Raw genomic sequence first — 17,390 nt, forward strand, 5'->3', positions numbered from 1 at the left:
CCCAGCCCGCGACCCACCAGGGGCGCGGGGAACTGCGCGACCAGCCACAGCGCACCCGCACACCTAGAACGGCCACTTGCGGCCCGCACCGCCGCACGGCCCGAGTGCGCCGGCGCCCGCAAGAACACGGCGGACGGCCCGGAGCCGCGATCGCTCCGAGACCGTCCGCCGAGGTGTGGTCGCTGGGGTCGCTCAGGACGCCGAGGACAGCGCCCGCGCGCGCGACGGAGGCGTCACGCCGTCACTGACGGGCGTTCTCGCCGACCTCGCTGTCGGCAGCCTTCTCGGCGGACTGCTGCTTGGGGATCTCGACGGCCTCCGCCGCGGACTCGCCGCTCTCGGCGGACTCCGCACCCGTAGCCGCAGTCGCGGACGCGCTCGAAGGAGCGGCCTCGGAACCGGTGTCCGGCTCGACGTCGGCATCGGCGCCGGCGCCGACGGCCACGGCCTCCGGCCCGGCCAACCCCTCCGCCGCTCCCTCCGAAACCGGCTCCGCCCCCTCTTCCGACCGCTTCTCCGCCTCGGATCCGGCCTTCAGACCGTCCGTCTGCGCCTCGGCGGTCGTCGACTCCTCGGACCCGTGGGACTCAGACCCTTCGGACTTCGACCCCTTGGAATCAGACCTCTCTTTACCAAGAAGCCATGCAAAAACGCCCATTTCGTCTCCATACCCTGCTCGTGTGGGCGAAATTCCGCGTCGCCCGGTGCGTCCCATTGCGTCGCCCGGGGTCACCGGTCCTCGAAACCGGCGGCTGGAATCTCGCAACAGGCAACGACCCCGGCCCCGTACCGTCACGTAGCTCGTTCGAGAAGTGGCCCCGAGGTTTGCGAGACTGTGACGGTGAGTAGAGCAGCTCCCGTTCCGCGGGTCATCGCCGTCGTGGGTCCCACCGCGGCCGGAAAGTCCGATCTCGGCGTCCACCTCGCCCAGCGCCTCGGCGGTGAGGTCGTCAACGCAGACTCGATGCAGCTCTACCGGGGGATGGACATCGGCACCGCCAAGCTGACGCCCGAGGAGCGCGGCGGTGTTCCCCACCACCTGCTGGACATCTGGGACGTGACGGTGACGGCGAGCGTCGCCGAGTACCAGCGGCTCGCGCGCACCCGCATCGACGCGCTGCTCGCGGAGGACCGCTGGCCCATCCTCGTCGGCGGCTCCGGCCTGTACGTCCGAGGTGCCGTCGACAACCTCGAATTCCCCGGTACGGATCCCGAGGTACGGGCCCGTCTGGAGGAGGAGCTCACCCTGCGCGGCTCCGGCGCCCTGCACGCCCGGCTGGCCGTCGCCGACCCCGAGGCCGCCCACGCGATCCTGCCGAGCAACGGCCGCCGTATCGTCCGGGCCCTCGAAGTCATCGAGATCACCGGCAGACCCTTCACGGCCAACCTTCCGGGCCACGACTCCGTCTACGACACCCTGCAGATCGGCGTCGACGTGGCGCGCCCCGAACTCGACGAGCGCATCGCCCGTCGCGTGGACCGCATGTGGGAGGGGGGCCTCGGCGAGGAGGTGCGCGAGCTGGAGGCGCAGGGGTTGCGCGAAGGGCGTACGGCGTCGCGCGCGCTCGGCTACCAGCAGATGCTCACGGCGCTCTCCGGGGAGTGCACCGACGACGAGGCGCGGGCCGAGACCGTACGTGCCACCAAGCGCTTCGCGCGCCGTCAGGATTCCTGGTTCAGGCGCGATCCACGGGTGCATTGGCTCAGTGGGGCCGCGGCGGATCTCACAGAACTTCCGCAGCTTGCACTGGCGTTGGTCGAACGACCGGTCACAGCCTGATCACGTCCTGGCATCGGGACGCTCCGGCCGTCATCCGTGCCTCCGGCGCCGTGCCATCATCGAGCTTCGATCGACCAAGTGGAGTCCGAGTGGGGAGGGCGCGTGGCGATGGAGGCCGGCCCTCGTGACACCGCACCAGGCGCGGAGCAGGACACCGTCACCGGTGGGGTGCACGACACCGCGCAGGACCAGCAGGACCCCGACGGGGACCGGCTGAGCCCGGACGGTCCCGACGAGATCATCGGCGGAGTGACCGCGGACGGTCCCGAGCCCGACGAGATGTTCCCGGGACCCGAGGTCGAGGTGGAGCTGCGTCCGCAGCGCCGCATGCGCATCTGGCAGCTCGCCCCCATCGTGAGCCTCGCCGCTCTCGGTTCCCTGATGTTCGCCTTCCCGCTGGCCTTCGACTTCGGCGACAGCGGAGCTGTGATCGCCATGCTCGGCCTGCTGATCTGCTCCTGTGCCGCGGGCTGGGGCATGATGGCGGCCCGCCGTGTCGGTTACACGTGGCCCGGCCTGCCGCAGCGTGGTTCGGGCCGCCGCCCCGACTGGCGCGTCGCGATCGCGTACGCCGTCCTCGTCGCCGCGGTCGTGGTGCTCGCGGTGTGGCGCGTGGCCCGCCTGCGCTGAGGCGCTCCGGCCGAACCCCGCGCGAGCGGGCGCCGCGCCCGCGCTGCCGCCTGCCGGACCGCTCGGCCGGGCTGTCGTGACCGGTGGGCATGCCGGGCTGTCGTACCCACCCCTTACGATCGAGGAATGAGCACGCGGATCGCCTTCCTCAAGGGGCACGGGACCGAGAACGACTTCGTGATCGTCCCGGATCCCGAGAACACCATCGACCTGCCCCCGGCCACCGCGGCGGCCCTGTGCGACCGCCGCGCGGGCATCGGCGGGGACGGCCTGCTGCATGTCGTGCGGTCCGCCGCGCACCCCGAGGCCCGCTCGATGGCGGCCGAAGCGGAATGGTTCATGGACTACCGCAACGGCGACGGCTCGATCGCGGAGATGTGCGGCAACGGAGTGCGTGTGTTCGCCCGCTACCTCCAGCGCGCCGGACATGTCACCGAAGGGGACATCGCGGTCGCCACCCGCGCGGGTGTGAAGACCGTGCACCTCGCCAAGGAGGGCGACATCACCGTCGGCATGGGCAAGGCGATCCTCCCTGAGGGCGACGTCACCGTGACGGTCGGCGAGCGCAGCTGGCCCGCCCGCAACGTGAACATGGGCAACCCCCACGCCGTCGCTTTCGTCGAGGACCTCGACCACGCCGGACATCTGTACGCTCCACCGCCGTTCAGCCCACTGTCCGCGTACCCGGACGGCGTGAACGTCGAGTTCGTCGTCGACCGTGGCCTTCATCACGTTGCTCTGCGTGTCCATGAGCGGGGATCGGGCGAGACCCGCTCGTGCGGCACGGGCGCGTGCGCCGTGGCCGTGGCGGCGGCACGCAGGGACGGCGTCGACCCCGCGGTGACCGGCACTCCGGCCACATACACCGTCGACGTGCCCGGCGGCCGGCTCGTGATCACCGAGCGCCCCGACGGCGAGATCGAGATGACCGGGCCCGCGGTGATCGTCGCAGAGGGTGAGATCGACACCGAATGGCTCGAAAACACGACCCCCTGAACCTTCGCTCGAATGGGTGATCCGTTTCACGCTCGGCTAGAGGCGGTCAGTCGGGCGTGGTGGGCTCGGTAGCATCAAGGACCGGCCCGGACGGGGGAACGACGCCATCCCCAGAGCCGCGTACGCCATGGGGCGCCCCGTCCGCCGGTCAACGCAGCCGGAGGTGCCCATGAGTGCGGAGGCCACGAACCCCGCGACGCCCGGCCCCATCACGCCCGCGGTACAGCGCAGGCGGGGCCGCCCCCGGATCGATCTGCGGCGCCTGGGCCGGGCCGCTCTCCTGGGGCCCGCGGGCCGCGACCGGCTGCCCGACGCGATCGGCCATGTGGTCGAGGCCCACCGGGCCCACCACCCCGACGCCGACCTCGACCCGCTGCGCCGCGCCTACGTCCTCGCCGAGTCCTCACACCGCGGCCAGATGCGCAAGAGCGGCGAGCCGTACATCACGCACCCGCTCGCCGTGACGCTGATCCTCGCCGAACTGGGCGCGGAGACCACGACGTTGACCGCCTCCCTGCTCCACGACACCGTCGAGGACACGGAAGTGACGCTCGATCAGGTGCGCGCCGAGTTCGGCGAGGAGGTCCGCTATCTCGTCGACGGCGTGACGAAGCTGGAAAAGGTCGACTACGGAGCGGCCGCCGAGCCCGAGACGTTCCGCAAGATGCTGGTCGCCACCGGCAGCGACGTACGCGTGATGTCGATCAAACTCGCCGACCGGCTGCACAACATGCGCACCCTCGGAGTCATGCGCCCCGAGAAGCAGGAACGGATCGCCAAGGTCACCAAGGACGTCCTCATCCCGCTCGCCGAACGCCTCGGGGTCCAGGCGCTCAAGACCGAGCTGGAGGACCTCGTCTTCGAGATCCTGCGCCCCGAGGAGTACGCCCACACCCGCGAGCTCATCGTCCAGAACTCCTCGCGTGCCGACGATCCGCTCGCCGAGATCGCGGAAGAGGTGCGCGGAGTCCTGCGCGAGGCAGGTCTGCAGGCCGAAGTCCTCATCAGGCCAAGGCACTTCGTGTCCGTGCACCGCGTCTCGCGCAAACGCGGCGAGATGCGCGGCGCCGACTTCGGGCGCCTGCTGGTCCTCGTCAACGAGGACGCCGACTGTTACGGGGTCCTCGGCGAACTGCACACCTGTCTCACCCCGGTGGTCTCGGAGTTCAAGGACTTCATCGCCGTCCCCAAGTTCAACCTGTACCAGTCGCTGCACACCGCCGTGGCCCGCCCCGACGGACAGGTCGCCGAGGTCCTCATCCGCACGCACCAGATGCACAAGGTCGCCGAGGCCGGTGTCATCGCGCTCGGCAACCCCTATGCCGCGCCCGCGGAGGAGCAGCAGGACGGCGACGGCGCCCGTTCCGCCGACGGCGAGCGCGCCGACCCCACCCGGCCCGGCTGGCTGTCCCGCCTCCTCGACTGGCAGGAGGCCGCGCCGGACCCCGACACGTTCTGGTCGACGCTGCGCGAGGACCTCGCCCAGGACCGGGAGATCACGGTCTTCCGGCCCGACGGGGGCACCCTCGGACTGCCTGCGGGCGCCAGCTGCGTGGACGCCGCCTACGCCCAGTACGGCGAGGACGCGCACGCCTGTATCGGCGTACGGGTCAACGGCCGCCTGGCGAGGCTGAGCACCGTCCTGAAGGACGGCGACACGGTTCAGCTGCTGATGGGCCAGGACCCGGCCTCGGAGCCCTCCAGGGAGTGGCTGGAGCACGCGCACACGCCCGTCGCGCGCATCGCCATCACGCGCTGGCTGGCCGCGCACCCGGCGTCGGCCACAGCGTCCGAAGCCCCCGCCGAGACCCGCCGCCCGGCCGCGGACGGGCCCGCCGCGCGCCCGGCCGCCGCGGACGTCGTGGTCGACCGGCCCGGCGCGACCGTACGTCTCGCGGGCTGCTGCACGCCCGTACCGCCCGACGCGATCACCGGATTCTCCGTACGCGGGGGAGTGGTGACCGTGCACCGCGTGGAGTGCGCCGCGGTGGAGCGCATGAAGAACGTGGGGCGCGCGGAGGTCGAGGTGCGCTGGGGCGACAGCAGCGAGTGCCGGGTCACGCTCTTCGCGGAATCCTTCGGGCGGCCCCACCTCCTGGCCGACCTCACCGAAGCCATCGCCCTGGAGGGTGTCGCCATCGTCTCGGCGACCGTCGAACCGCCCAGCCAGCAGCGCGTACGCCATACGTACACACTCCAGCTCCCGGACGCCGCACACCTCCCCGCCCTCATGCGCGCGATGCGCAACGTCCCAGGCGTCTTCGACGTAAGCCGAGCCCACCACCAATCCCCCACTCCGTAGACCCCCATCAGGCCCCTGACACCGGCCACCGACACCCCCTCAGGGGCGCGGGGAACGGCGCAGTCTTTTGCTTTTAGGGGCGCGGGGAACGGCGCAATCTTTCGTCTTTAGGGGGCGCGGGGAACGGCGCAATCCTTCGCCTCAAGGGGCGCGGGGAACGGCGCGAAGCCACGACGAACCCGCACCCGACAACCCACGCACGCGCCCATTCGAGTGGCCCCGACGCGAGCCGTCACCGCACAGCACCCCCACGCTGATAGCCGTGGTCCATGCTGCGCACCCGCACAACCCCCTACACCGCCGGGACGCCGTCCCCCACGGCCCCCCGACGGCGACGGCTCCGGACCGCGTTCCTCGCCTCCGCCGCATCCGTCTGCCTCATCGCCGCGAGCGCCCCCGCACCGTCACCGCTCGGTATCGGCGACCGACTCTTCCCTCACCTGGGCAACCCCGGGTACGACGTCACGGCGTACGACCTGGCCTTCACCTATTCCGGCAACAACACCAAGCCGCTGCCGGCCGTCACGGTCATCGAGGCCCGCACGACGGCCTGGCTGGAACAGTTCAACCTTGACTACTCGCACGGAACAGTGCGATCCGTCGAGGTCGACGGCGAGCCCGCGGAGTTTCGCAGCGCTGGCGAGGACCTGGTCGTCACGCCCGCCGAATCCCTGCCGCCCGGCATCCCGATGCGTGTCACCGTGCACCACGACAGCAATCCGGTCTCCACGGAGGACCAGCAGAGCGGCTGGGTGCGGACCCAGGACGGGCTCGCGATGGCCAACCAGGCCGACGCCGGACACCGTGTCTTCCCCGGCAACGACCACCCCTCGGACAAGGCGATGTTCACCATCCGGGTCACCGTCCCCGACGGTTACACGGCCGTCGCCAACGGCCTCCCCGTAGGAGAGACCCGCCGTGCCGCGGGCAGCACCTGGACGTACCGCACCGAACACCCCATGGCCACCGAACTGGCCCAGGTGTCCATCGGCCGCTCCTCCGTAGTGCGCAGAAACGGCCCCGGCGGTCTCCCCGTACGCGACGTGGTGCCCACCAAGGACCGCGAGCTCCTGGAGCCGTGGCTCAGGAAGACCCCCGACCAGATCGCCTGGATGCAGGAGAAGGTCGGCGACTACCCCTTCGAGACGTACGGGCTGCTCATCGCCGAGGCCCGCACCGGATTCGAACTGGAGACACAGACGCTCTCCCTCTTCGAGAGGGACCTTTTCGCCCGGTCCGAGTACCCGAAGTGGTACGTCGAGTCGATTATGGTGCACGAGCTGGCCCACCAGTGGTTCGGCGACAGCGTCTCCCCGCGCACCTGGTCCGACCTGTGGCTCAACGAAGGACACGCCACCTGGTACGAGGCCCTTTATGCCGAGGAGCAGGCCGACAGGCCCATGGAGGCCCGGATGAAGGCCGCCTACCGGTCGTCCGACACCTGGCGCAGGGCCGGCGGACCGCCCGCCGCCCCGAAGGCTGCCGAGCCCGGCGAGAAGCTCAGCATCTTCCGCCCGAACGTCTACGACGGCAGCGCCCTCGTCCTGTACGCGCTGCGCGAGGAGATCGGCCGCCCCGCCTTCGAGCAGCTGCAGCGCGCCTGGGTGAGCACCCACCACGACGGGGTCGCCGACACCGCGGACTTCGAGCGCCTGGCCACGGAGATCGCCGACCGCGATCTGAGCGGCTTCTTCAAGGCGTGGCTCTACGCGGAGAAGACCCCGCCCATGCCCGGGCACCCCGACTGGAAGAGCACGGCACCCGCCGAGAAGACCGGGAAAGCGCGCCGGATGATCCCCGCGGAGCGCGCCCGGTAATTCCCGGAAGGCGTGCCCTCGCAACCCCCGGGAATTGGAGTGACGAGACGGGGCGTGCCGTGCGAACATCTTCACGTCGACGACGCTTCAGGTCGACGGCACGGCCTTGTGGCCCGGCGGGAATCTCCCGGCGGCCCCGGACGTTGTGCTCAGTGACGGGCGAGTGGTCCGTCACCTCGGCATCCGCATCGACGTAAGGATCCAATGACCTCCTCTTCTTCCCCTTCCCAGGACACCCAGAGCGTTGCGCAGAACCACCCCGACGGTCTTCGGGCCGATGCCCTGATGGAAGAGGACGTCGCCTGGAGCCACGAGATCGACGGAGAGCGGGACGGCGACCAGTTCGACCGCTCCGAGCGTGCGGCCCTGCGCCGCGTCGCGGGCCTCTCCACCGAGCTCGAGGACGTCACCGAGGTCGAGTACCGACAGCTCCGTCTGGAGCGCGTCGTACTCGTCGGTGTGTGGACCTCGGGGACCGCGACCGACGCGGACAACTCACTGGCCGAGCTGGCCGCCCTCGCGGAGACCGCGGGAGCGCTCGTGCTCGACGGTGTCATCCAGCGCCGGGACAAGCCGGACGCGGCCACGTACATCGGTTCCGGCAAGGCCAACGAGCTGCGGGACATCGTGCTCGAAACCGGCGCGGACACCGTCATCTGCGACGGTGAACTGTCGCCGGGCCAGCTCATCCACCTGGAAGACGTCGTCAAGGTCAAGGTCATCGACCGGACGGCCCTGATCCTCGACATCTTCGCCCAGCACGCCAAGTCCCGAGAGGGCAAGGCGCAGGTCGCTCTCGCGCAGATGCAGTACATGCTGCCGAGGCTCCGCGGCTGGGGTCAGTCGCTGTCCCGTCAGATGGGCGGCGGCTCGGGCGGCGGCCTCGCCACCCGTGGTCCCGGTGAGACCAAGATCGAGACGGACCGGCGCCGTATCCGCGAGAAGATGGCGAAGATGCGCCGGGAGATCGCGGACATGAAGACCGGGCGCGACATCAAGCGCCAGGAGCGCCGCCGGAACAAGGTGCCCTCGGTCGCGATCGCCGGTTACACCAACGCCGGCAAGTCCTCGCTGCTCAACCGCCTCACGGGTGCGGGCGTACTCGTCGAGAACTCACTGTTCGCGACCCTCGACCCGACCGTGCGCCGGGCCGAGACCCCGAGCGGGCGGCTGTACACGCTGGCGGACACCGTCGGCTTCGTACGGCATCTGCCGCACCACCTCGTCGAGGCGTTCCGCTCCACGATGGAGGAGGTCGGCGACTCCGACCTGATCCTGCACGTGGTGGACGGTTCGCACCCGGCTCCGGAGGAGCAGCTGGCCGCCGTGCGCGAGGTCGTCCGTGACGTGGGCGCCACCAAGGTGCCCGAGATCGTAGTGATCAACAAGGCGGACGCGGCCGACCCGCTGGTGCTCCAGCGGCTCATGCGGAACGAGAAGCGCTCCATCGCGGTCTCGGCCCGTACCGGCCAGGGCATCGCGGAGCTGCTCGCGCTGATCGACGTCGAACTGCCGCACCCCTCGGTCGAGCTGGAGGCCCTCGTGCCGTACACGCTCGGCAGGCTGGTGGCGCGTGCCCACGCCGACGGCGAGGTCCTCTCCGAGGAGCACACCCCGGAGGGCACTCTGCTGAAGGTGCGGGTGCACGAGGAACTGGCGGCGGAGCTCGCTCCGTACGTTCCGGCTCCGGCGGCCTGATCCGCGTAACCGCATCCCGCATACGTAACCGCATCCGACGTACGTACCGAACCGCACGTCGTACGTGACCGCGACACGTAACCGCGACGAAGGCCCGCCCTCCCCGGAGTGATACACGGGGGGCGGGCCTTCGGTGTGCGCACCGCGTGTGGGCGTGGGCGCGCGGGCGTGTTCGGCAACTACTTGGCGCCGTACTCCTCGCTCATGTTGTCGTAGATCGCCTTTGCGCCCTTGCCCAGCTGCGGGCCGGCCAGCCAGGTGCTGTCGGACGGGCCGATCGACGTGTTCGAGACGAGCACGGTCTTGCCGTCGACCACACGGAACCAGCCGCCGCCCGACGAACCACCGGTCATCGTGCACCCGATGCGGTACATGGTCGGCAGCGCGGGGCCGAGCGAGAGCCGGCCCGGACGGTCGGCGCACTTGTGCATGATCAGACCGTCGAAGGGCGCCGCCGCCGGGTAGCCCCAGGCGCCCATCGTGCCCGCGTTCGCGGCGACGGGGGTGGAGAAGTCCACGTCCAGCGCGTTGCCGACCGTCTCCTCCAGGGACTTGTCGCCCGCTTCAGGCTTGACGTGCAGCACCGCGTAGTCGTACGGGGCACCCGCGCCGCCCGACTCCGCGCCGCCCGCGATCCACTCGTCGGAGGTCGAGGCCCAGTCCGCCCAGAACTGGCCGTACGGGGCGATCTCCTCCTGCGTGGCGTTGCCCAGCTCGGCCTCGGACTTGCCGAGGTCGTTGTAGGCGGGCACGAAGGCGATGTTGCGGTACCAGCCACCGCCACCGCCGGCGTGCACACAGTGGCCCGCGGTCCACACCAGGTTGGACTTACCAGGGTGGCGCGGATCCGTGACGACCGTCCCGGAACAGACCATCGAACCCTCGGGGGAGTCGAAGAAGACCTTCCCGACCGGCGCGGCGTTCTCGTGGTACGGGGTCTTCTCGCGCGTCGCCCTGACCGGGGCGGGCGCCGGGTCGCTGACACCCTGCTCGGCCGCCGCGTCCTTCGTGGAGACCGTCTTCTCCGGGTCCTCGGCGGACGTCATCCGCTCGGGCTTCCAGAGGCCTTCGATCACCGGGTTGACGAAGTCCTGGGCCTCACTGAGCCACTTGTCCTTGTCCCAGTTCTTCCACTCGCCGTCCTTCCAGTCGTCGACATCGATGCCGTGCTCCTTGAGCCTGTCGGCGATGTCGGCCGGAATTTCGATCTTGTCGGAACCGGAGGTCGCGGAACCCGTGGCGGCCGGCTTGTCGGCGGCCTTGTCGTCCCCCGAGTCGCAGGCGGTACCGGTGAGGGCCAGGGCCGCGGCGAGTCCGGCGGCGGCGAGGAAGCGGCCCCGCCCGCGACTTTCCGCGAAGGACGGACGTGTGGAACGCATGGTGTTTGTTACCCCCGATAGAACGTGTATCTCTCACCTGCGGGCCGGGCACCTGCGGGTCGGACACCTACAGGTCAGCCATCTGTGGATCAGCCATCTCCGGAGCAGGCACCTGCGGATGAGGTACCTGCGGATCAGGCGCGGAGGACGTCGGCGCGGTCCTCCGTGGAGCCCGCGCCGCCGTCACACCTCACTGTGCCCGGGGAATCGAGGACGAACAGCGGCCGGGCGGTGAAAGTTTCCGTGAGGCCCACCCTGCCGCCGTCCGTCCCCGAGCCGCTACTGCTGTGCCGCGTACTTCTTGCTCACCGCGTCGTAGATCCCCTTGGCCTCCGTGCCCAGATGCGGACCCGCCAGCCAGCCCGCCGTCACCGGGCCGATCGAGGTGTTGGAGACCAGCGCGGGCTCGCCGTCCGAACCCGTCGCGACCCAGCCACCGCCCGAGGAACCACCGGTCATGGTGCAGCCGATGCGGTACATCGTGGGGTTGGACTTCACGAGCGAGAGCCTGCCCGGCTGGTCCGTGCACTGGTACATGGTCTCCCCGTCGAACGGCTTCGCCGCCGGGTAACCGGTCGCGGTGATGTCCCCGACCTCGGACACGGCCGGAGCGTTGAAGTCGACCGGGAGCGCCGAACCGACGGTCTCCTCCAGGGACTTGCCGTCGCCGCCCTTCTCCGGGGTCACATGGATGACGGCGAAGTCGTACGAGGCACCGTCGCCGCCCGTCGGGCCGCCCTGCTCGATCCACTGGTCCGAGGTCTGCGCCCAGTTGCCCCACCAGACGCCGTACGGAGCGACCTGCTCCTTGGTGGCGTTCGCGCTCTCGCCCGCCGACAGGGCGCTGTCGTTGTACGAGGGCACGAAGGCGATGTTGCGGTACCAGCCGCCCTTCGCGCCCGCGTGCACGCAGTGGCCCGCGGTCCACACGAGGTTGGACTTGCCCGGGTGGGCCGGGTCCTCGACCACGGTCGCCGAGCAGACCATCGTGCCCTCGGGGGAGTCGAAGAACACCTTGCCCGCCTCGGGCACGTTCTCGTGGTAACCCGCCGGAACGGCCTTCGCCTCCACGGGCGCCGGCTCGGGGTCGGTCACGCCCTGGTCACCCGAGAGGTCGTTCTCGTCGACGCCCTTGCCCTGGTCCGGGTCCTGGGCCTCGCGCATACGGTCCGGGTCCCACAGGTCCGCGATGATCGGGTTGATGTAGTCCCCGGCCTCGCGCAGCCAGTCGTCCCTGTCCCAGTTCTTCCAGGCACCGCCCTTCCACTTGTCGATGTCGATGCCGTGTTCTTTGAGCCGGTCCCTGATGTTGTCCGGGACCTGGATCTTGCCGTCGCCGGCCGCGGCGGCGGACGTCTCGGCAGACGCGTCGGCTTCCGTCCCGGCGCCGCAGGCGGTGGTGGTGAGAGCCAGCGCGGTGGCCATGCCTACCGCGGCCAGCACGGGGGAGATTCTGCGGCGCGGGCTCCTCCCTCGGCGGGCGGCGAAGAGCGGGCGTATCGGTCGCATGGTGTGAACTCCCCCTGGAGGTGAACGAACAACTCTGTGCTGCCACACGGGACTTCCTACGGATCCGGGGACCCGTGCGTACCCGACGTGGACCGTGGGTGCTGATCAGCGAGATCGCCGAACGGCACCACAGACTATGCCGTTGCTGTGGGGGACTTCCGACGGACCCGCAACGGTTCCGTCACGGCAAGGATCTCAAGTCCGCCGTTGCCCCGCGCGGTCCTCGTCGTTGGTACGTACGGGGGACGTTCCGGCTGCGTTCATCCCCCTTCAGCCGCCCATCGGGCGGACCGGCAACTCGCCTCTGGACAGCGTGGACAGCGTGGACAGCGGGAGGACGACAGACGTGGCTGTGACGGAGTCCGCGCCCGGGACGGCGCCCGCGACACAGGAAGCGGCGGGGGCGCGCGCGATGCAGGAAGCGGCGGGGACGCGCGCGGTGCAGGAGAACGCGACGGCGCGCACGGCGCACAAAACTGCGACGGTACGCACGATGCACGAGAGCGCGGGAGCGCGCGCGGCGCAAGAGGGCATCCTGCGACGGCAGTCGGCGCGCGAATCGGCGGCACGCACCTACGCGCGCGCCCTGCCGATCGTCCCGGTACGGGCGCGCGGGCTGACCATCGAGGGCGCCGACGGGAGCCGCTATCTCGACTGTCTCTCGGGCGCGGGCACACTGGCCCTCGGCCACAACCACCCGGTCGTCCTGGAGGCCATCCGCAAGGTCCTCGACTCGGGAGCCCCGCTGCACGTCCTGGACCTGGCCACCCCCGTCAAGGACGCCTTCACCACCGAGCTGTTCCGCACACTGCCGCCCGGTCTCGCCGACCATGCGCGGGTGCAGTTCTGCGGCCCCGCGGGCACGGACGCCGTGGAGGCGGCGCTGAAACTGGTGCGCACCGCGACCGGCCGCAGCGGCATCCTCGCCTTCACCGGCGCCTATCACGGGATGACCGAAGGGGCGCTCGCGGTATCCGGAGGTGCCCCCGACGTACGGGTCACCCGCCTGCCCTATCCGCAGGACTACCGTTGCCCGTTCGGCGTCGGAGGCGGGCACGGGGCCGAACTCGCCGCCCGCTGGACGCAGTCCGTCCTCGACGACCCCAAGTCCGGCGTGACGAGCCCCGCGGGCATGATCCTCGAACCGGTGCAGGGCGAGGGCGGGGTGATCCCGGCCCGCGACGACTGGATGCGACGGATACGGGAGATCACCGCGGCGCGCTCCATCCCGCTGATCGCCGACGAGGTGCAGACGGGGGTCGGCCGGACCGGCACCTTCTGGGCCGTCGAGCACAGCGGCGTCACCCCCGACGTGATGGTCCTGTCCAAGGCCATCGGCGGCAGCCTGCCGCTGGCCGTCGTCGTCTACCGCGACGACCTCGACGTATGGGAACCGGGCGCCCACGCCGGCACGTTCCGTGGCAACCAACTCGCCATGGCGGCGGGCGCCGCGACCCTCGCGTACGTCCGCGAAAACGGACTCGCCGAGCGCGCCGCCGTCCTGGGCGACCGCATGCTCGGCCAACTCCGCGCTCTAAAAACCGACTTCGACTGCGTGGGCGAGGTGCGTGGTCGGGGGCTGATGATCGGCGTCGAGCTGGTGGACCCCGAGAAGCCGTCCGCGACCCCCGGAGGGCCTCCCCCTGCCGCGCCCGAACTCGCCGTCGCCGTCCAACGCGAGTGCCTGCGCCGCGGACTGATCGTGGAACTGGGCGGCCGGCACACCAGCGTGGTGCGCCTGCTCCCACCCCTCACGATCACCGACGAACAGGCGACCGCGGTGATGGACCGGCTCGCCGACGCGGTCACGGAGGTGGCGAAGGCGCGCACCGACCGAGGTGCCACGAGTGCCCGAAAGCCGTCTGCTGAGCGCGCCGCGCGCACCGAGCGGACCGAGCGCGCAGGGTAGGGCGGCGGACCTATGGGGGATTCGGGCCGGTGGCCAGGAGGCGCGTGCCTCTTTGCCGACAACCGCCGGCACCACCCGGCGGCACCCTCCATCGCCCCGCCCCCGTCCCTACCCCGACCAGGGAACGCACAGGTGTCACCCATGCCGGAACAGCCCCGGTTCGTCGCCGTACGAGCCTGAACCACCTCCAAGGAACCCTTTTGAACGCCACGCCCGCATCCGACGGACGCCCCCAGCCCCACGAGCGAGCAGCCTGCCGTCCGCAGGTCCCGCTCGGGCCGGGGGCCGAATCGGTCCCCCGGCAGAAGGGAGCGGCCAGGAAGTCCGAAGGACTGTACGGCGCCACCACCGATCTGCTGGAACACCCGGACCCACACACCGCAGCTCAGGCCGCGGCCGTGGAGAACCTGCTGCGCTGCTGGGTACGCGAGCACGACCTCCGCGCTCCTGCCGACGGCGCCCTGCGCATCCCCCTTCCGGCCAGTGGTACGGCCCTCGTCGTCCCGGTCCAGTACTGGTCCCCCACGGGGTGGCACCGACTGGGCCCTCCTCACCTCGCCAGCGCCCCGGACCAGGCACCTCCCACCGACGCCGTCACACTCGCGGCCCTGCTGGGTCGCGAGACCCTGACAGGGTCCGTCGCGTCCGCGTCCGCGTCCGCCTCCGCGCACGCATCCGCCGAAGCGACGCTCCTCGCCGCACCGGGTGCGCCCACCCCCGCTGCACCGGGTGCGAGCGCCGCCGCTGCTCCAGGTGCGGCCGCCGCCGAAGCGAGCACCTACGCCACATCCGCCGCAGCCGCCGGGTTCCGGGTCCCGGTCGACGACGGTGACCTGGTCGGCCGGGTCGCGGACTCCCTGCGGCGGACCGTCGTGTTCATCACGGACCGCAGGGAGAACCCCGCCGACGGCTCCGACCTCTTCCTCTCCGCCGAACAGTCACTGCTGCTGGGCCACCCGCTCCACCCCACCCCGAAGAGCCGAGAAGGGCTCTCCGCCGATGAGAACCGGCTGTACTCGCCGGAGTTGCGCGGCTCCTTCGCACTCCACTGGATGGCCGTCGCTCCCTCCGTGCTCGCCACCGACTCGGCGTGGACCGAGCGAGGCCGGCCCGTACCCGCGGAACAGCTCACCTCCCGGCTCGCCGGTGCCGGACTGCAACTGCCCGAGGGCTACGCCGCGCTGCCTATGCACCCCTGGCAGCTCCGCGAAGTCCACCGGCGCCCCCAGACCGCGAGACTCCTCACCGCCGGACTGCTCCGTGACCTCGGCCCCCACGGCTCCGCGTGGCACCCCACCTCCTCCGTCCGCACCCTCTACCGCTCCGGTGCCCCCGCGATGCTGAAGCTGTCGCTGGGCCTGCGCATCACCAACTCCCGCCGGGAGAACCTGCGTAAGGAATTCCACCGGGGCGTCGAGGTCCACCGCCTGCTGCGTGCCGGCCTCGCCGAACAGTGGCAGGCGACCCACCCTGGCTTCGACATCGTGCGCGACCCCGCGTGGCTCGCGGTGAACGAACCCGATGGCACCCCGGTGACCGGCCTCGACGTGATGATCCGCCACAACCCGTTCACACCGACCGACGACGTCTCCTGCGTCGCCGGACTCGTCTCGCCCAAGCCCGGGAGCACGTCCGGCGGACAGCGGCACACCGAGCCGGCCCGGTCAGAGACCCGCTCCGCGACCCGGTCCCGGCTCACCGAGATCGTCACCCGGCTCGCCGGACGCACGGGTCGGCCGCGTGGAGCCGTCGCCGCGGAGTGGTTCCTGCGCTACCTCGAACACGTCGTCCGCCCCGTCCTGTGGCTGGACAGCGAAGCCGGCATCGCGCTGGAGGCACACCAGCAGAACACCTTGCTCCTGCTGGACCCGGAAGGCTGGCCCAAGGGAGGCCGCTACCGCGACAACCAGGGCTACTACTTCCGCGAGTCCCGGCGCGCGGAACTGAACAAACGACTGCCCGGCATCGGTGAGCACAGCGACACCTTCGTCTCCGACGCGGTCACCGACGAACGGTTCGCCTACTACCTCGCCATCAACAACGTCCTCGGTCTCATCGGCGCCTTCGGCTCCCAACGCCTGGCTGACGAACGCCTGTTGCTGGCCGCCTTCCGCCGCTTCCTCACCAATGTCGCCTCCGGTCCGGCCCGGCTGCTGCGAACCACCCTGCCCGCCCTTCTGCTCGACTCTCCTGTCCTGCGCTGCAAGGCCAACCTGCTGACCCGGCTGCACGGTCTCGACGAGCTCGTCGGCCCGGTCGACACCCAGTCCGTCTACGTCACCATCGCCAACCCCCTTCATTCCTGAGGAACATGACCCACTCCGTCTCCTGAGAGGAGCGTCGCCGTGCCTCCCCCCGATGCGAGCACCGACGCCGCCGCCGACGCCGATACCACCCCCCACGCCAGGACCCGTGGCGAACCGGGCCCCGCTGCGGGGAGCCCGCGCTGTCCGGACAGCCCAGGCAGTCCGGACAGCGCGGACAGAGCAGACAGCGCGGACACCCTCGACCTGCGTCTGCCCGACGAACTCCTCGCACTCTTCGCGAGGAACGCGGCCGAAGCAGCCGGGACGGTCGACGCGGCCGGAGCAGCTCAGGTGGTCGGAGCCCGGTACGCCGCATCAGCCACGGAGCACAGTGAGCCGAGCGGCGGCGAACACCGTGCCCGTCAGGCCGACGACCGTCCCCCCGACGACAGCCAGCCAGCCGACGGGGAGCCGGGCAGCGGAAAGTCAGCCGGCGGGGAACGGAGACTTGGCCGCCCTCTCACCCCCACTGGTGAGGATCTGCTCGACCGCGTCGGTGACTGGGGGCAGACAGCCACCGTCGTGGGCGCCTTCCACCTGATCCCCGTACGCCTCGACCGTGACCTCCCGCTGATCAGCCGCTGGATGAACGACCCTGCCGTGGCCGCCTTCTGGGAGCTCTCCGGCCCTGATACGGCGACCGAGGGCCACCTGCGCGCCCAACTAGCCGGCGACGGACGCAGCGTCCCCTGCCTCGGCATGCTGGACGGCACACCGATGAGCTACTGGGAGATCTACCGCGCGGATCTCGACCCCCTGGCCCGCCACTACCCGGCCCGCCTTCACGACACCGGAATCCACCTCCTCATCGGCGGCGTCGCCCATCGCGGGCGGGGACTCGGCACGACCCTGCTCCGTGCTGTCTCCGACCTCATCCTCGACCGTCGTCCCTCATGCGCACGCGTCGTCGCAGAGCCCGACCTTCGCAACACCCCCTCCGTGTCCGCCTTCCTGGGCGCCGGCTTCCGGTTCTCCGCCGAGGTGGATCTGCCCGACAAGAAGGCAGCTTTCATGGTCCGAGACCGGGCCCTGCGCGGTCTGTTGTAGGGCCGTCACTTCTAGTA

12 protein-coding genes are annotated in these 17,390 nt (G+C 70.8%); 9 read left to right on the plus strand and 3 right to left on the minus strand.

The features are described 5' to 3' along the window. Positions 1-241: 241 nt before the first annotated feature. Positions 242-658, minus strand: a complete 417-nt coding sequence (locus IE278_RS21035) for a hypothetical protein (protein WP_189774539.1) — start codon at positions 656-658, stop codon at positions 242-244. 183 nt (positions 659-841) lie between these two features. On the opposite strand from IE278_RS21035, the gene miaA reads away from it, so the two are divergent. The 6 genes from miaA to hflX all read left to right on the plus strand — a co-directional run bounded on the left by miaA (position 842) and on the right by hflX (position 9,223). Next, positions 842-1,780 carry a tRNA (adenosine(37)-N6)-dimethylallyltransferase MiaA gene (miaA, locus tag IE278_RS21040; RefSeq protein ID WP_189774541.1) on the plus strand — a complete coding sequence of 313 codons (939 nt, stop codon included), beginning with the start codon at positions 842-844 and terminating at the stop codon, positions 1,778-1,780. A gap of 108 nt (positions 1,781-1,888) precedes the next feature. Beyond that, positions 1,889-2,410, plus strand: coding sequence for a hypothetical protein (locus tag IE278_RS21045; protein WP_189774543.1), 522 nt, complete (start codon positions 1,889-1,891; stop codon positions 2,408-2,410). A gap of 126 nt (positions 2,411-2,536) precedes the next feature. Further along, on the plus strand, positions 2,537-3,406 hold the full coding sequence (gene dapF / locus IE278_RS21050; RefSeq protein WP_189774545.1) for a diaminopimelate epimerase: 870 nt from the start codon (positions 2,537-2,539) through the stop codon (positions 3,404-3,406). Positions 3,407-3,575: 169 nt separating this feature from the next. After that, positions 3,576-5,708 carry a RelA/SpoT family protein gene (locus IE278_RS21055; RefSeq protein WP_189774547.1) on the plus strand — a complete coding sequence of 711 codons (2,133 nt, stop codon included), beginning with the start codon at positions 3,576-3,578 and terminating at the stop codon, positions 5,706-5,708. 269 nt (positions 5,709-5,977) lie between these two features. After that, on the plus strand, positions 5,978-7,525 hold the full coding sequence (locus IE278_RS21060; RefSeq protein WP_189774549.1) for a M1 family metallopeptidase: 1,548 nt from the start codon (positions 5,978-5,980) through the stop codon (positions 7,523-7,525). Positions 7,526-7,729: 204 nt separating this feature from the next. Further along, positions 7,730-9,223 carry a GTPase HflX gene (hflX, locus tag IE278_RS21065; RefSeq protein ID WP_107021471.1) on the plus strand — a complete coding sequence of 498 codons (1,494 nt, stop codon included), beginning with the start codon at positions 7,730-7,732 and terminating at the stop codon, positions 9,221-9,223. A 179-nt stretch (positions 9,224-9,402) separates the two neighbouring features. Here hflX and IE278_RS21070 read toward each other — a convergent pair whose 3' ends face one another. Both IE278_RS21070 and IE278_RS21075 read right to left on the minus strand, forming a co-directional pair. Then, complete coding sequence (locus IE278_RS21070) at positions 9,403-10,602, minus strand: trypsin-like serine peptidase (RefSeq protein ID WP_189774551.1); 1,200 nt, start codon at positions 10,600-10,602, stop codon at positions 9,403-9,405. 279 nt (positions 10,603-10,881) lie between these two features. Then, entirely contained in the window at positions 10,882-12,111 is a 1,230-nt protein-coding gene (locus tag IE278_RS21075) for a trypsin-like serine peptidase (RefSeq protein WP_189774553.1), read from the minus strand. A 493-nt stretch (positions 12,112-12,604) separates the two neighbouring features. Here IE278_RS21075 and IE278_RS21080 point away from each other — a divergent pair, with 493 nt between their 5' ends. The 3 genes from IE278_RS21080 (at position 12,605) to IE278_RS21090 (ending at position 17,373) form a co-directional block, all read left to right on the plus strand. Beyond that, a complete protein-coding gene (locus IE278_RS21080; protein WP_189774768.1) occupies positions 12,605-14,020 on the plus strand; it encodes a diaminobutyrate--2-oxoglutarate transaminase family protein in 1,416 nt (471 codons plus the stop codon). Between the two features lie 200 nt (positions 14,021-14,220). Continuing rightward, positions 14,221-16,326, plus strand: a complete 2,106-nt coding sequence (locus IE278_RS21085; RefSeq protein ID WP_189774555.1) for an IucA/IucC family protein — start codon at positions 14,221-14,223, stop codon at positions 16,324-16,326. A 39-nt stretch (positions 16,327-16,365) separates the two neighbouring features. Beyond that, the gene (locus IE278_RS21090) at positions 16,366-17,373 is read left to right on the plus strand and encodes a GNAT family N-acetyltransferase (protein WP_189774557.1); all 1,008 of its coding nucleotides are present in this window, start codon (positions 16,366-16,368) and stop codon (positions 17,371-17,373) included. The last annotated feature ends 17 nt before the right edge of the window (positions 17,374-17,390 follow it).

The sequence above is a fragment of the Streptomyces tauricus genome (assembly GCF_014650955.1).
Classification (GTDB): Bacteria; Actinomycetota; Actinomycetes; order Streptomycetales; family Streptomycetaceae; genus Streptomyces; species Streptomyces tauricus.

What these genes read in the sequence shown, in the direction of transcription:
- IE278_RS21035 (WP_189774539.1), bottom strand. Translation starts at nt 658, where the DNA reads ATGGGCGTTTTTGCATGGCTTCTTGGTAAAGAGAGGTCTGATTCCAAG.
- IE278_RS21045 (WP_189774543.1), top strand. Translation starts at nt 1,889, where the DNA reads ATGGAGGCCGGCCCTCGTGACACCGCACCAGGCGCGGAGCAGGACACC.
- dapF (WP_189774545.1), top strand. Translation starts at nt 2,537, where the DNA reads ATGAGCACGCGGATCGCCTTCCTCAAGGGGCACGGGACCGAGAACGAC.
- IE278_RS21055 (WP_189774547.1), top strand. Translation starts at nt 3,576, where the DNA reads ATGAGTGCGGAGGCCACGAACCCCGCGACGCCCGGCCCCATCACGCCC.
- IE278_RS21060 (WP_189774549.1), top strand. Translation starts at nt 5,978, where the DNA reads ATGCTGCGCACCCGCACAACCCCCTACACCGCCGGGACGCCGTCCCCC.
- hflX (WP_107021471.1), top strand. Translation starts at nt 7,730, where the DNA reads ATGACCTCCTCTTCTTCCCCTTCCCAGGACACCCAGAGCGTTGCGCAG.
- IE278_RS21070 (WP_189774551.1), bottom strand. Translation starts at nt 10,602, where the DNA reads ATGCGTTCCACACGTCCGTCCTTCGCGGAAAGTCGCGGGCGGGGCCGC.
- IE278_RS21075 (WP_189774553.1), bottom strand. Translation starts at nt 12,111, where the DNA reads ATGCGACCGATACGCCCGCTCTTCGCCGCCCGCCGAGGGAGGAGCCCG.
- IE278_RS21080 (WP_189774768.1), top strand. Translation starts at nt 12,605, where the DNA reads ATGCACGAGAGCGCGGGAGCGCGCGCGGCGCAAGAGGGCATCCTGCGA.